A 13829-nucleotide genomic window follows, 5' to 3' on the forward strand; every position below is an offset into this window, starting at 1 on the left:
CTGGCCGAGAAGATGAACGAGATTTTCCTGGAGGTGATTATCGCCGGGGATTTCACCGAGGAGGCGGTGGAGGTCTTCTCTGCCAAAAAACGGATTAAGCTTTTTGCCCAAAACAGTGAACGTCTGGTTTTGGCAGGGGATCCGGCGGATTTCAAGCATATCGACGGCGGCTTTGTCTATCAGACCGCCGACTGTATCTGCGACAACGAAGTCAAAGAGGCGAAGCAGGTGAGCAAAAGCGCCGCCACTCCCCAGGTGATGAAGGATCTGGAGATCGCCTGGAAAGTGGCGGGACTGACCAAATCCAACTGTGTCGTCTATGTCAAAAACTCCGCGATGGTCGCTGTGGGGATGGGGATGACCTCCCGGGTGGATGCGGCCCAGTGTGCTCTCAAAAAAGCGAAGGAGATGGGGCTGGATGTCAGTGGCGCAGCGATGGCGAGCGAAGCCTTCTTCCCTTTCCGCGACAGCGTGGATGCAGCGGCAGAAGCGGGAGTCCGGGCCATCATCGAACCCGGCGGAAGCATTCGGGACGAGGAAGTGATCCAGGCGGCCAACGAGCACGGAATCGCTCTCTACTTCACCGGAGTACGCCATTTTCTGCATTGAACCCAAAAATTACACTAGACTTCACGCTATCTACACCGATCATCGGTGACATGGGCGATTCGTCCAAAGCCTCGACGCACTTTACAAGTGCGCCTGTGTTTTGGCTTGGCCTACGCGGCTTCGCTACGTTCCGACCGCTTCGGGTTCGAAGCGAACGACACAAAGCAGTTTGTGTCGTTGAACCGCTTCTCCCCCCTGCCGACCGAGCATCGGCACATCTGTCGCAAACTCTACTGCAAAATTTGGGTTGAACCGTTTTAAAGTAAATTGATTGACACAGACTAAACTATTTTGATATAATTCAGGAAAATATCAGTCGGGCTTTCACAGAGGGTGAGGGCCTCAAGGAGCAGGAAAATGGCCAAGAGTCTATACGAAACATTGGGTGTCAGTGAGAACGCCACACCCGAAGAGATCAAAAAAGCCTACCGTAAACTGGCGAGAAAATACCATCCCGATATCAACAAAGATCCCGATGCCCAGGAGAAGTTCAAAGAGATCAACGCCGCCTACGAGGTCCTGAGCGATCCCGAGAAGAAGGCGAAATACGATCAGTTCGGCGATCAGATGTTCGGCGGACAGAATTTCAGCGATTTTGCCCGCAGCCAGGGGACCGATGTGGATCTGGAAGAGATCCTGCGGGCCATGTTCGGCGGAGCGGGGGGCTTCGGAGGTTTCGGAAGCACCGGCGGCTTCGGCGGGGCCGGCGGATTCAGCAGCCGTCGCAGTACAGGCGGTTTCGGAGGCTACAGTGCTCCCGATCTGGATACCCGGGCACGGATTACGGTCCCTTTCAATGTCGCCATCACCGGCGGCAAACACCACATCACCACCTCGGAGGGGGAGAGCTTCGATATCAAGATTCCGGCGGGAATCAAGAGCGGTGAGACACTGCGGGTCCGGGGCAAAGGGCGCAGTTGGCAGGGACAGCGGGGCGATCTGCTGATCACCGTGGATGTGGCACCCTCCACCGAATATGAGCGCAAAGGCAACGATCTCTACAAGACGATCGACGTTCCGCTGAAATATGCACTCTTCGGGGGCAAGATCAAGGTCCAGACCCCGGAGAAAGAGGTGACGCTCAAGATCCCGAAAAACACCAAAAACGGTCAGAAGTTCCGACTCAAAGAGAAAGGGATCCCCGATCGGAAAACCGGCAAGCGCGGCGATCTCTATCTGGTGGCCAATATCGTTCTGCCGGATGTGGATTCGCTGCCCGAGGATCTGCGAAAACTCTGCGAAGAGAAACTCCCCGAAGCCTAAGGAGGTTAGCCAATGCACAGTTACGACGAACCGGTCTATCTCATCAGCGTGGTAGCCAATATGCTCAAGATCCATCCCCAGACTCTGCGCCAATATGAGCGCGACGGGCTCATCGAACCGGCCCGTACCCAGGGACGGATGCGCCTCTATTCCCAGCGGGATATCGACCGGATGAAGATGATTCTGCGTCTGACACGGGATATGGGGGTCAACCTGGCGGGGGTCGATGTGATCCTGCGCCTCAAGGAGCAGATGGAAAAGATGGAGCAGGAGATCGAGTATCTCCGGGAAGAGCTGCGCAAAACCAACCGCCACGGTGTCGTCCCTGCCGGGAAAGCCGTGGTCAAAAAGAGCCGCTACGACCTCGTGATTTTCGAAGAGTAAGCCGGCCTCAACGCGAAAGGAAAACTCATGAAACGGTACCTGGGAAGCAAGAAGGTGATGCGGATCTATCTGGACAACTCCGACACCTTCGAGGGCAAACCCCTCTGGCAGCAGCTGCTGATGCGGATCAAAGAGGAAGGAATGGCCGGTGCGACGGTCTTCAAAGCGGCGGCCGGGATCGGTGCCCAGACGGAACTGCATACCTTTGAGATCTGGTCGCTTTCACAAAAGCTTCCCGTGGTGATCGAAGTGATCGAATCGGAAGAGGCGATTCAGAACTTTCTGGACCGCTACGATTCGATGATCGGAGAGGGATTGGTGACGCTCGCGAACGTGGAGGTGCTTCGCTACAAAAATGTCAGTAGAGAAAGGCACTAAACCATGGGAGTGCAGATCATCCTGGCCGTGGCTCTGGGCGGTGCGTTGGGGGCGACGGGACGTTTTCTGATCTCGACGGGAGTGCACAAGCTGGTGGGAGCGGGTTTTCCCTACGGGACCCTGACAGTCAACGTCCTGGGAAGCTTCATCATCGGATTCCTCTATCTCTATTTCGAACAGACCATCGCCCCGATGCAGAAGGCCCTCCTGGTGACCGGTATGCTGGGAGCACTGACGACTTTTTCCACCTTTTCGCTGGAGAGTGTGCTGATGCTTCAGGACGGATTGATCACCAAAGCCCTGGCCAACGTTCTCTTCAATGTGATCCTCTGTCTCGGAGCGACGACGGCGGGAATGGCACTCTTCCGACGGCTCTACGGACTCTGATTTTTCTTTGATGTCTTTGCGGTTTCTTCTTCTCTTTTTGCTGGCCTTTGGGCCGCTCTTTGCCCAATCCCTGAAGATTGCCAGCTGGAATGTCGAAAATCTCTTCGATATGCAGCGGCAGGGGACCGAGTACGAAGAGTACATTCCGGGCCGCCATGGCTGGTCCGAGGCGATGCTGCGCAAAAAACTCCAGCATACCGCCCAGGTGATCTGCGATCTGGATGCCGATGTGATTGCGTTGCAGGAGATCGAGAACGACCGGGTGTTGGCGCGGTTACAAAAGCTGCTGGGGCGTGTCGGATGTCCCTATCCCTATCGGACGATCACCACTGGAGCGGGCCGTCCGGTTCATGTGGCCCTGTTGAGCCGTGTAAAGGTTGCCAAGAAGCGGGAGATCCCCGTTACCTACAGCGGCAGACAGCGCCGGATCCTGGAGGTACAGCTGCGCAGCGATCCGCCGCTGCGGCTCTTTGTCAACCACTGGCGCTCCAAAAGCGGCCCCGAGAGCGAACGGATCCTCTATGCCAAAGCACTGAGAAAGCGATTGGAAAGGTTGCCGACGGGTGCGGAGTATCTCCTGCTCGGGGATTTCAACAGTGACTGGCAGGAGTATCGGATCATCGAAGCGAAACTCAACGATACCCACGGTCGTACCGGGATCAATCAGGTCCTGGTGACGACCCGTAACGGCCGGATGGTTCGCTACCGGGATCTTCTCGCCCATCCGGGGGCCTTTTTGCACTACACCCTCTGGCTGGAGCTGCCGGCATCCCGACGCTGGAGCCACAACTTCTACGGCAACAAGGAGGGGATCGACGCGATACTGATTCCCCCGAGCCTGGCCGATGGAAAGAACTGGGAGTATAAACGGGGGAGTTTCGGGGTCTTTCGTCCCGCTTATCTCTTCGGAAAATATGGGCAGATCAAGCGTTGGGAGTATCGTCACGGTCGTCATACGGGACATGGATTCTCGGATCATCTGCCGATCTATGCCACATTTATTACCCAAGAGCCCGGAGAGAAGATCAGCCGTCCTTCCCTTCCCAAAACATCGGCTACCAAATGTGAGAAGATCGATATCGCCTCTCTGCGACAGTGGCGATCTCTTGCCTCGCCCCAATGCCTCGATGGAGCGGTTGTGGTTTTTAAGCGGGGTCGAAATGCCGTGCTCCAGCAGCGCCCCGGCGGTCCGGCGATCCTGGTCTACGGAGCGGCGGCCGGGCTGAAAGAGGGGGAACGGTATGATCTGCAGATCGAGGGGTTCAAACGCTATCACGGAATGCCGGAGATCACCGATCTGGAGCTTCTGCATGAGAGAGGACGGATAGCCACCGATGCTTTTATTTCTCCTTTCGATCCCTCGATGATGGAGCGTCCCGCCGACCGTTACCGCATCGTCCGTAATATCCGGGGTCGCTATCTTCATCGCCGTATCAGCGTTGGGGGCAAAGAGCTGCGAATTCATTTCAAAAAGCGGCGCTGGATCCCCGCCGAGGGGGAGAAAATTAGGATAAAAAGAGCCCAGATAGGCTATTATAAGGGTCACACAGAACTGGTCGTCTGGGACCGGAACGATTTCGAAACTGCAAAGGAATAAGATGGAGTACTACACCTGGATACTGGCCTTTCACGTCATGAGCTTCGTCAGCTGGATGGCGATGCTCTTCTATCAGCCGAGGCTCTATGTCTATCATGCCGAACATGCGGACAACCCGGGCTTCGTAGAGGTGGTGAAGATCCAGGAGTACAAGCTCTTCAAATACATCGGCGTGCCGGCCATGTGGGCGACCGTGCTCTCGGGGGGAACGATGCTCTGGCTCAATCCGGCCCTGTTGCATATGCCTTGGATGCACGCGAAGCTTCTCTTTGTGGCCTTGTTGATTGCCTATCACTTCACCCTGGAATATCATCGCAAAAAGCTCCTGGAGAACCCCCACTACAAACCCGGAAAGTTCTACCGTTTTTACAATGAAGTTCCGACCCTGCTGATGATCGGGATCGTGATTTTTGTGGTGGTCAAACCCTTTTAACCCCCCTCTGATATAATGAAGCAACGATTTTAATCCAAGGAGTTCTCATGGCGTTACCTGCTGTTTCGATCCCTGACTTTCCGTTGCCGTTTCATGTGCCCGTAGAGGTCCATCCCTGTGTGGTTCATCTGGCGGTTGCCTTGCCCATGGTAATCCTCCTGATGGAGCTGGTCAATCTGGTAGCCAAGAAACGGGCGCTGGGCGTTTTCAGTTTCGTCCTGATGCTGCTGCTGGCGGTGATTCTCTTCGGTGCCTATCTCACCGGATCAGCCGATGCCCATCAGGCAGGATCTGTGCTGGAGTCGGGAGAGGTCAAGAGTCTCTTTGAAGCCCATAAGACTCAGGGAATCTATCTGGTCTACAGTGCGTTGGTTCTGGCAGTGATCAAGCTTCTGAGTGTTTTGATTCGCAAAACACCGATGCGTGTGATCTTTCTGCTCTTTCTGATCGCCTTTACCGCGCTGACGATCAATACGGCCAAAAAGGGCAAGGAGTTGGTCTTCGAATACGGCGTTAACGTCAAGACGGCTCCGGCTTCTACAGCAAGTGAGAGTAAGGCATCCGTGGCTGCCGAGCCCGCCTCCGCCGAGGCACCGAAGTCTGAGGAGGCGAAGGCTCCCAAGGCCTCTGCCGAAGAGGTGAAAGAGGGCGAGTCCAGCACTCCCAAGACGGAGGAAAAGCCGGCTTCCACAGCCCAGGTTCCTGCTGCCGAATCCGCCCCCGCAGCAGAAGAGAAAGCAACTCCGGAAAGTGAAACCGCTCCTTCCGCCCATGAAGTTCCCGCCGCTCCCGCGGCAGGGGCCGCTTCTGCGACTCATGTTCCCGCCGAAGGGGAGAAGTCTTCTGCTTCCGAGTAACACCATCTCTCCGTACTCCGGGACGTGTCCGGAAATCGGAGATGTCTTTTCGTCTCGCTAACGTTTTAGTCGTTTTATTTCTCTTTTCTTTTTTTGATGTAAACCTTGTGATAAAACGCGTTCATCTATGCATTGCTTCCAGAAGAAAATCTGACCAATCCGACTTGATTCGTCATTTAAGGCTCCAAAGGCCCATGGTTTCTTCGATCATGAATCGAGTTTAGAACGTCGAAGTGCAAAATCGTTCCGAAGTCATAGGGAATCCGACCATTCAAAGATCAGTTTTTTAGAGGGATAAAAAATGTTATAAGTGGAATGTTGAAGGCTCTCCCCGAAGGGAGAGAAATGAAAGTTACTTCTTGTAGTTTTCGATGGCGGCTTCGAGAATTTTGGTCGCTTTTTCCTTGCCTTCGAAACCGGTGACCTTGACCCATTTGTTGGGTTCGAGCATCTTGTAGGTTTCGAAGAAATTTTTGATCTTGTTGAGGGTATGCTCCGGCAGATCATCGATGTCACGGATGTTTTTGTAGGTGGGGTCGATCTTGTCGGCAGGAACGGCGATGAGCTTCTCGTCGATGCCGCTCTCGTCTTCCATCATCAGAACACCGATCAGGCGGCTTTTGATGTAGCTGCCGGGATAGAGGGGATACTCACTGATGACCAGGATATCCGCCGGATCGCCGTCGTCACTGAGGGTATTGGCGACGAAGCCGTAGTTGGCGGGATAGAACATCGCCGAGTACATGACGCGGTCCACTTCGATGGCACCGCTCTCTTTGTCCAGTTCGTATTTGACGTTGGAGCCATAGGGGACTTCGATGATCGCCTTGACGGCGTCGGGGACTTCACCGTGTCCGATTTTGCTGATATCCATTGCACTATCCTTTTTTAGATTGATTTTCCCGGGATTTTAGCATAGAAGCCGTCGGGTTCGGCTTGTCAGTCCTTCGGGATTCCTGTCTCGACCCTGCAGTGGGATTTGGGCGTCTCCCAGAACTCCACCGCTTCGACCTTCACCCCCAGACCCCGCATCCGGTCACTGACGATCCCCAGAATCCAGGCGGTGAGGTTTTCGCTGGTGGGGACGAAATCGACGATGACCATCCCTTCGTACTTTTCGATCAGTGGGGCGGGGGCTTCTGTGAGGAGCTCCAACCTCGGGGTCCAGTAGCCCTCGGGATGAACGTAGAATTTCGCTTCATTCATTTTTCCCTTGTCGTCAGCATAGTGGCTCATGAGATCGGAAAAGAGGGGATCGTTACGGTCGAGGATAAACTTGTGATCCAGAGTGGCGTCGAGCCAGGCTTTGAACCAGTTGAGGTGTTTGAAATCGGTGACCATCCCGTCGGTGAGGATCTCCGAAGAGAGAAAGATTTTGATCCGTCCCTGGTGCCCGTGAAGGTGCCGGCACATGAGGCATTCGTCCAGACTGTAGGTTTTGTCGAGGCTCTGGGACCAGACCCGATGGCCGTAACAGAAATCGAAAGATTTGTCGATGATCCAACGCATTTTGTGCTCACTTTCGTTCGCGAATTAGAAGTTAGAAATGAGAAATTTCGGAAAACTTTGTTTCGCAAGCATTTCATTACTTGGCGCTTATGATAGCAGGAAAGAAAGAAGAAAATGAAAAGGATGATCCTTACGGTTTAGAAGATGAGCTTACGGGATGAGCCCTGCCTCTCTGAAAGCTTTGACGGCTCCGGGATGTTGGGGGATCGCCAAACCGTCAAGTAGCGATTTTTTGGTGATGGTCTTATAGGCGGGGTGGAGCTTTTTGAATTTATCGAAGTTCTCCAGGATCGTTTTGGTGAGGGCGTAGACGACTCTTTGTGGCATCTTGTCACTGGTGACAAGAACCGCTTTGACTCCGATGCTTGGGGTGTCGTGTCTGACGCCCCTGTAAAAGGTGCCGGAGATGATCCCTTTGGCGTAGTAGGGGTATCGGGCAACCAGTTTATCGACAGGTTCGCCTTCGATGGGAACCAAATCGATATCGACAGAATAGGCGGCATCTTTGATATTGGCGGTGGGATGACCGAAGACACCGAAATAACCGTCAATCTTATTGTGTTTCAGCAGGGTGGGGCCTTGGGTAGATTTCTCTTCTCTGACTTTTGAAAGATCGGATTTTTGAATTCCGAAAGCCTCCATAACAACCTCGGCGGTCATTCGGGTACCGGAACCGGGAATATCAATGTTGATGCGCTTCCCTTTGATATCAGAGAGCTTTTTGATTCCGGCATCTTTGCGGACGACCAAGGCCAACAGTTCAGGATAAATAGCCAAAACACTGCGAAGCTCCCGCATCGGTTTGCTTTTGAATTTGCCTTCACCGTGATAGGCTTGATAAACAGTATCGGATTGAGCGATACCGAAATCCAAATCTCCTGCATGAATGGCGTTGACGTTATAGACTGAACCGCCGGTGGACTCTACGGAGCATCGGATCCCGGTCTCTTTGCGGCTTTTATTCATGAGTCGGCAGATGGCACCGCCGGTCGGATAGTAGGTCCCGGTGACGCCTCCGGTGCCGATCGTAATGAATTGGGCGCCGAATAGTGTGCTAGAGAGTAGGAGAGAGGTGAGGGAGGTTTTGCCAAACTTACGAAAAGATTTACCGACCATTCAGACTCCTTTTCGGGGAGAGATCTCCCTGATAATCTCTTGATTCAAACACTGAATTATTTTCTATTATACAGATTTTGAGTTAAGCATTCTTGATGAGATGGCGGTTTTATGAGGAGTTTGGCTACAATCGCTCTTATGGAGCATCTGATTAGTCTGATCAACAGCCGTCTTCCCGAGACGATCGTCCACTCTGTCACCTGGATTCATGCCACCCCGGGAGAATTGTTGGTGGCGTTGATGTTTGTTCTGGTGGCAGCAGTGCTCAATTGGCTGATGCGCCGGCCGCTGTTACGCTGGATCAAGTACTCCCTTTATCGGCATCGGCGTGAAGAGTTTTATCGTCTTCTTTTTATGCGAATCGACCGGATGATCCGACCTTTACGCCTGCTATTGACAATCTATCTTTTGAAGAAGGCAGTGGAGATCTTTTGGTCGACCCTCTGGCTTGATACAGTTTTTTTCACCTTCTATTGGCTCTTTCTCTTCTGGTGGATCTATGAAATTGTCAAGTTTTTGCTCTATTTGACACTCAGTCACAAAATCAAGCGTCAAAAAGAGGCAAGAACGGAGCTTTACAACCTTTTTCTGAATATCTCACGGGTCTTTCTGGGGTTTCTCTTTCTTTTGCTGGTGCTCTCACGGTTTGGGATCAACCTGACGGCTCTGGTGACCTCCCTGGGGATCGGGGGTGCCATCATCGGTCTGGGGGCCAAAGATACCATTACCAATTTTCTCGATTCGGTGCGGCTGGTAAGTGAGGATGCCTTTCGGCAGGGGGACTGGATCGCAACCGATCAGGTGGAGGGTTTCGTTACGGAGATGGGGTTGACTTCTACTAAGATCCGTACCTTCGACAATGCGCTGGTGACTGTTCCCAACTCGATCCTGGCCAACACTTATGTCAAAAACTGGACGCGACGGATGGTAGGGCGGAGGATCAAGTTCCATCTGCGTCTCAAACTCACCACCGATACCCGGGAGTTGGAACGGGTCATTTATGAGATCTATGAGATGCTTCACCGTCATCCCGATATCGTCAATAAAAACAAACTCCGCTATATCCGGCGGATGAAAAAGACCTATGAAAACGGTCTCTTCAATATCGAAGACCGTTATGGCGTACGGCGGACACTGCTGGTCTATCTGGACGAGATCGGAGCGTATTCGATGAATGTACTCATCTATGCCTTTTCGATCTCGGTCAACTGGGAAGAATGGCTTCGGGTCAAGCAGGATGTGATCAAGAAAATCCTGCATATCGTCGATGAGTCGTCGCTGGAGCTTGCCGTCCCGCGGCAGGAGATCCTCTTGGAGGCGGCGGGGGAACGCAGCGGTTCATCATCGGTATAGAATCCTGTGCTAAGATTCCGCCAAATCGTTGCCGGTTCAGGCAACAGGGGAGAGGATTTTCGATGAAGAGATTCGGAGTGATGAGTGCTTTGTTGAGTTTGGTAACGGGAAGCCTTTCGATAGCCGGTGGTCCCGACGGCGCAACGATCTTCCGAGCCAAATGTCAGCTTTGCCATACGACCCGACAGGTGACTCCTGCCCAACGGGAGAAGCTGCTGGGGCCCCCTATCGACGAGGTAGTGCTGAAGGTCAAAGAGAAGTATCCGATTCGGGAAGATGCGATCCGTTTCATTGCCGACTACATCCGAACTCCGAGCATCGACAAAGCACTCTGTCCCTCGTTGGACCGTTACGGGTTGATGCCCTCGATGGAGAAAACCCTCACCGAGGAAGAAGCGAAATGCGTCGCGAAGATGCTGGTTGAAAAAAAGCTCTCTGGAGAGGATCGCAAAAAAGATCTTTCTCCTCCCAGGCAATAAAAACCCTTTCGTACTCTTCAAAACCTCAATCCTAACTTGTCACTCAGAAATTTGCAATAGAAATAATAGTATAATCTTGGCGATTTTTTGAAAGACTGGGATAAAAGAGTTTTTACCGGATTTGTCGGGGGAAGATACTCTTCTTGTAAACCCTAAAAAATCCTCTTTCAATGCTGGACATTCTGATCAGAGCGACAGTTCAGTTAATTTTAAAACAGTTGTTTGAGTTCAGGCTCAGCGATAAAATATGGAGTGAATACCGATGGCACAAGAGATTTTGAAGTCCAATGAAGATGAAATCGATTTAAAGCAGCTTCTGGCCATACTTTATCGCCATCGGTATGCGATTATTCTCTTCACGTTGGCAGGATTGATCATTAGTGCCATCTATGCTTATTTCAAACCCGATATCTACCAGGCGAATACGACAGTGGAAGTTGCGGTAAACAAGCGCTATGTTTTCGGCGGTGCTCAAAGCGGGGTCGCCAGCGCTTTGATGGGTGAGGGGAGTAACAGTCTCTATACAGAAATGGAGATTATCAAATCCCGTTTTGTCGCAGAAAAAGCGCTCAAAAAAGTCGATATGGGTCATCATTATTACATCAGCAAACATCTGAAAAAGCACGAGCTCTATAAAGATTCGCCTTTTACTGTGGAGATGACCAAAGGGTTCGGTGTTCCTTTTACCCTGGAACCGATCGACAAGAATCGTTATCGCCTCAAAGCGAAGTTGGACAAGAAAAACTACAGCGGAGTCGGATATTACGGCCGTGAAATTCATACAAGAGATTTTGTCCTGGTCGTTCGGCGAAAGCCGGGAAAGGAGATGACGGAGAGTGAGTATGAATTTGTCGTGGATAACCCCGATACTCTGCCTGACAAAGTTCGTGGCGGGGTCAATGATGCGTTGGTTTCCAAGTTTGCCAACCTTATCAAGATTACCTTTACCGATACTGTACCTCTCCGGGACAAAGAGTTTGTCAATGCACTGACCGATGCCTACCTTCAGCAAAATATCGAACGGCGAACCCAGGAGGCGGAAAAGACTCTGGAGTTCATCAACTCCCAGCTCAAAACGCTGGCCGAGAACCTGAAAGTCTCCGCAGCCAATCTCGAAAAGTTTCAACGAAAGACCAAGACGATCGATGTGGATGAGAAGATCAAACGGATTTCTGAACAGCTTGGCGATTATGAAGCGAAGCTCTCTACTTTGAGACTCCAGGAAGATATTCTCAATGCCTTGGTCAAAAAGGTCAAAAAAGGGAAAAAACTGGAGACGCTCACCTTGGCGGGAATCGGGATCGAGGATAAATCGCTGGCCTCAATCGTTGATGCGCTCAGAGAAGCGGTGTTGAAGAAAAAGGAACTTTTGCGGGATTATACGTCTGCCTATCCCGAGGTCAAGAAACTGGTGAGCCGGATTGAACAATTGAGACAGATCATCATCCAATCGGTGGGCAACCTCTATCGTTCCGTCAAAGAACGGGAGAAGTTTCTCGACAAACAGATGGAGAAGTTTCGGAAAGAGTTGGCTTCTCTACCGGAAGACCAGAGAAATTTTCTGGCTTTGCAGCGTCGATTTGCCTCCAATGAGAAATTTTACTCTTATCTGATGGAAAAGAAAACGGAAACGGAGATAAAAAAAGCGTCGACGGTCAGCGCCAACCGTATCATCGACCGTGCCGTTCACCCTGGTACCCATATCAAGCCGAAACGTAGTCTGATTGTTATGGTCGGGTTGATTCTTGGGTTGATTCTCGGGATTAGCTATGCCTTTTTGAAGGACTTCTTCAATGACAAGATTCTAAACGATGAAGATGTTGATTCTGTGACGGAGGTACCGAAGTTGGGGATTGTTCCCCATTTCAATGCGGAAACTGACAATCTGGTTGTTTTGGACAAACCGAAATCTGCAGCGGCCGAAGCCTTCCGGAGTATCCGGACCAATTTGTTGTTTATGAATCCGCGTGAAGAGGGACAGGTGATCGCCGTTACATCGACGATCGGAGGAGAGGGAAAAAGTACCCTTTCGACCAATCTCGGAGCTATCATCTCTTTGGCCGGGAAGCGGGTCATTATCCTGAACCTGGATATGCGTAAACCAACGTTGCATAAGTTTTTCAAGGTTCCAAATAAAAAAGGAATGAGCAACCTTCTTTCCGGACATGCCAAACTCATTGATGTGGTACAGCAGACAGCTTATGAGAATCTTGACGTGATTTCTTCGGGGCCAGTGCCTCCTAACCCAAGTGAATTGATCGGTGGAGTGATTCTGCCCGAGGCGATCAAGGTACTTCGTCGACATTACGATGTGGTTCTTCTGGATACACCTCCCATCGGACTGGTTACCGATGCACGGCTTATTATGAAAATGGCAGATGTGACGGTCTATGTCCTTCGGGCAGGCTATTCCCGCAAACCGTTCCTGAGGACGCTCAATGAGCTCTATGCCCAAAACGGCAAACAGGGAATGGGGTATATCCTCAACGATTTTGATCCGAGCAAACACGGTTATGGCTACGGTTACGGTTACGGTTACGGTTACGGTTACGGTTACGGGCATGGATACGGATACGGTTATTATCACGAGGATGACAAGTGATACGCTCCTTTTTTAGGAGAAAAAAAACTCAGAGGGAGGAGCCAGTTGTTGAATATACTCCGGACAGACTCCCTTTGTCTACCGATATACATTCTCATTTGATTCCCGGCATCGATGACGGTTCTCCCGATCTGGAGACGTCGTTGAAACTGATTGAAGGTTTGGGCGCTCTCGGCTATCGTCGGCTGATTACAACCCCCCATGTGATGGCTGACAGTTACCGAAACAGCAGTGAGACGATTCGTCAAGGGGCTGAAAAACTCCGTGAAGCACTTGATCAAAAAGGGATCTCTATAGAGATCAAAGCGGCGGCTGAATATTATTTGGATGAGGAGTTTCTCCGACGGCTTGAACGGGAGGATATCCTGACCATTGGGGATCGGATGGTGCTTTTTGAAACCTCTTATTACAATGAACCCTTATCCTTTGAAAAACAGGTTTATGAAATCAGTGCACGGGGTTATCAGCCGCTTTTGGCACATCCTGAGCGTTATCGTTATGTTGAAGATCCGGAAACTTTTTATGGGCGATTACGGGAGATGGGGGTTTCATTTCAGGTCAATATCAACTCTTTGGGAGGATATTACGGACGGGAAGCGGCACAAAAGGCTCTTTGGCTTGGAGAGAAGGGCTGGATCGATTATTTGGGAAGCGATCTACATACCGTCAAACAATTGGAGTTTCTCGAAAAAAGTTTGGGACTTGAGAAATTTTATCAACTGGTTTCCATCAACCCTATAAAAAACGACAAGATGTAACTTGTTAATCGGATATTAATCTTTTATTTAGAATTGGTACGATATTATACAATATCACCCTGATATATAGGAGATATTTATGAAAAGGCTCGTTTGGCTTGCAG

The 13829-nt window shown here is 51.2% G+C and carries 14 protein-coding genes and 1 pseudogene; 12 read left to right on the forward strand and 3 right to left on the reverse strand.

The window, feature by feature from the left end; translation table 11 throughout:
* The 8 genes and pseudogenes from F8I07_RS06415 to F8I07_RS06450 all read left to right on the forward strand — a co-directional run.
* A pseudogene (locus F8I07_RS06415) lies at positions 1-609 on the forward strand (bifunctional phosphoribosylaminoimidazolecarboxamide formyltransferase/IMP cyclohydrolase PurH); the annotation flags it as partial.
* A gap of 357 nt (positions 610-966) precedes the next feature.
* Positions 967-1872: a DnaJ C-terminal domain-containing protein gene (locus tag F8I07_RS06420; protein ID WP_292657241.1), complete on the forward strand. Its 906-nt coding sequence runs from the start codon at positions 967-969 to the stop codon at positions 1870-1872.
* Between the two features lie 12 nt (positions 1873-1884).
* Positions 1885-2256 (forward strand): helix-turn-helix transcriptional regulator, encoded by a 372-nt coding sequence (locus F8I07_RS06425; RefSeq protein WP_292657244.1) that lies wholly within the window; start codon positions 1885-1887, stop codon positions 2254-2256.
* A 27-nt stretch (positions 2257-2283) separates the two neighbouring features.
* Positions 2284-2634: a DUF190 domain-containing protein gene (locus tag F8I07_RS06430; RefSeq protein WP_292657247.1), complete on the forward strand. Its 351-nt coding sequence runs from the start codon at positions 2284-2286 to the stop codon at positions 2632-2634.
* A 3-nt stretch (positions 2635-2637) separates the two neighbouring features.
* Positions 2638-3021, forward strand: coding sequence for a fluoride efflux transporter CrcB (gene crcB / locus F8I07_RS06435; protein WP_292657249.1), 384 nt, complete (start codon positions 2638-2640; stop codon positions 3019-3021).
* 10 nt (positions 3022-3031) lie between these two features.
* Positions 3032-4618, forward strand: a complete 1587-nt coding sequence (locus tag F8I07_RS06440; RefSeq protein WP_292657253.1) for an endonuclease/exonuclease/phosphatase family protein — start codon at positions 3032-3034, stop codon at positions 4616-4618.
* Position 4619: 1 nt separating this feature from the next.
* Positions 4620-5051, forward strand: coding sequence for a protoporphyrinogen oxidase HemJ (hemJ, locus tag F8I07_RS06445; RefSeq protein WP_292657256.1), 432 nt, complete (start codon positions 4620-4622; stop codon positions 5049-5051).
* Positions 5052-5098: 47 nt separating this feature from the next.
* Positions 5099-5908, forward strand: coding sequence for a DUF2231 domain-containing protein (locus F8I07_RS06450; protein ID WP_292657259.1), 810 nt, complete (start codon positions 5099-5101; stop codon positions 5906-5908).
* 352 nt (positions 5909-6260) lie between these two features.
* Here F8I07_RS06450 and ppa read toward each other — a convergent pair whose 3' ends face one another.
* The 3 genes from ppa to F8I07_RS06465 form a co-directional block, all read right to left on the reverse strand.
* A complete protein-coding gene (gene ppa, locus F8I07_RS06455) occupies positions 6261-6782 on the reverse strand; it encodes an inorganic diphosphatase (protein ID WP_292657262.1) in 522 nt (173 codons plus the stop codon).
* 65 nt (positions 6783-6847) lie between these two features.
* Complete coding sequence (locus tag F8I07_RS06460; RefSeq protein ID WP_292657265.1) at positions 6848-7417, reverse strand: 6-carboxytetrahydropterin synthase; 570 nt, start codon at positions 7415-7417, stop codon at positions 6848-6850.
* A 150-nt stretch (positions 7418-7567) separates the two neighbouring features.
* Positions 7568-8533 (reverse strand): TAXI family TRAP transporter solute-binding subunit, encoded by a 966-nt coding sequence (locus F8I07_RS06465; RefSeq protein WP_292657267.1) that lies wholly within the window; start codon positions 8531-8533, stop codon positions 7568-7570.
* A 120-nt stretch (positions 8534-8653) separates the two neighbouring features.
* Between F8I07_RS06465 and F8I07_RS06470 the strand changes: the two genes are divergently transcribed.
* The 4 genes from F8I07_RS06470 to F8I07_RS06485 all read left to right on the forward strand — a co-directional run bounded on the left by F8I07_RS06470 (position 8654) and on the right by F8I07_RS06485 (position 13725).
* Entirely contained in the window at positions 8654-9886 is a 1233-nt protein-coding gene (locus tag F8I07_RS06470) for a mechanosensitive ion channel domain-containing protein (protein WP_292657270.1), read from the forward strand.
* Positions 9887-9948: 62 nt separating this feature from the next.
* Complete coding sequence (locus tag F8I07_RS06475) at positions 9949-10365, forward strand: cytochrome c (RefSeq protein ID WP_292657272.1); 417 nt, start codon at positions 9949-9951, stop codon at positions 10363-10365.
* 262 nt (positions 10366-10627) lie between these two features.
* Entirely contained in the window at positions 10628-12967 is a 2340-nt protein-coding gene (locus F8I07_RS06480; protein WP_292657275.1) for a polysaccharide biosynthesis tyrosine autokinase, read from the forward strand.
* Complete coding sequence (locus tag F8I07_RS06485; RefSeq protein WP_292657278.1) at positions 12964-13725, forward strand: CpsB/CapC family capsule biosynthesis tyrosine phosphatase; 762 nt, start codon at positions 12964-12966, stop codon at positions 13723-13725. Before F8I07_RS06480 ends, F8I07_RS06485 begins: the two co-directional genes overlap by 4 nt.
* Positions 13726-13829 lie beyond the last annotated feature (104 nt).

Source organism: Nitratifractor sp. (assembly GCF_015487065.1).
Taxonomy (GTDB): domain Bacteria; phylum Campylobacterota; class Campylobacteria; order Campylobacterales; family Sulfurovaceae; genus Nitratifractor.

Excerpts from the sequence above, each read along its gene's own strand:
- F8I07_RS06420 (WP_292657241.1), top strand. The coding sequence starts at position 967 with ATGGCCAAGAGTCTATACGAAACATTGGGTGTCAGTGAGAACGCCACA.
- F8I07_RS06425 (WP_292657244.1), top strand. The coding sequence starts at position 1,885 with ATGCACAGTTACGACGAACCGGTCTATCTCATCAGCGTGGTAGCCAAT.
- F8I07_RS06430 (WP_292657247.1), top strand. The coding sequence starts at position 2,284 with ATGAAACGGTACCTGGGAAGCAAGAAGGTGATGCGGATCTATCTGGAC.
- crcB (WP_292657249.1), top strand. The coding sequence starts at position 2,638 with ATGGGAGTGCAGATCATCCTGGCCGTGGCTCTGGGCGGTGCGTTGGGG.
- F8I07_RS06440 (WP_292657253.1), top strand. The coding sequence starts at position 3,032 with ATGTCTTTGCGGTTTCTTCTTCTCTTTTTGCTGGCCTTTGGGCCGCTC.
- hemJ (WP_292657256.1), top strand. The coding sequence starts at position 4,620 with ATGGAGTACTACACCTGGATACTGGCCTTTCACGTCATGAGCTTCGTC.
- F8I07_RS06450 (WP_292657259.1), top strand. The coding sequence starts at position 5,099 with ATGGCGTTACCTGCTGTTTCGATCCCTGACTTTCCGTTGCCGTTTCAT.
- ppa (WP_292657262.1), bottom strand. The coding sequence starts at position 6,782 with ATGGATATCAGCAAAATCGGACACGGTGAAGTCCCCGACGCCGTCAAG.
- F8I07_RS06460 (WP_292657265.1), bottom strand. The coding sequence starts at position 7,417 with ATGCGTTGGATCATCGACAAATCTTTCGATTTCTGTTACGGCCATCGG.
- F8I07_RS06465 (WP_292657267.1), bottom strand. The coding sequence starts at position 8,533 with ATGGTCGGTAAATCTTTTCGTAAGTTTGGCAAAACCTCCCTCACCTCT.
- F8I07_RS06475 (WP_292657272.1), top strand. The coding sequence starts at position 9,949 with ATGAAGAGATTCGGAGTGATGAGTGCTTTGTTGAGTTTGGTAACGGGA.
- F8I07_RS06480 (WP_292657275.1), top strand. The coding sequence starts at position 10,628 with ATGGCACAAGAGATTTTGAAGTCCAATGAAGATGAAATCGATTTAAAG.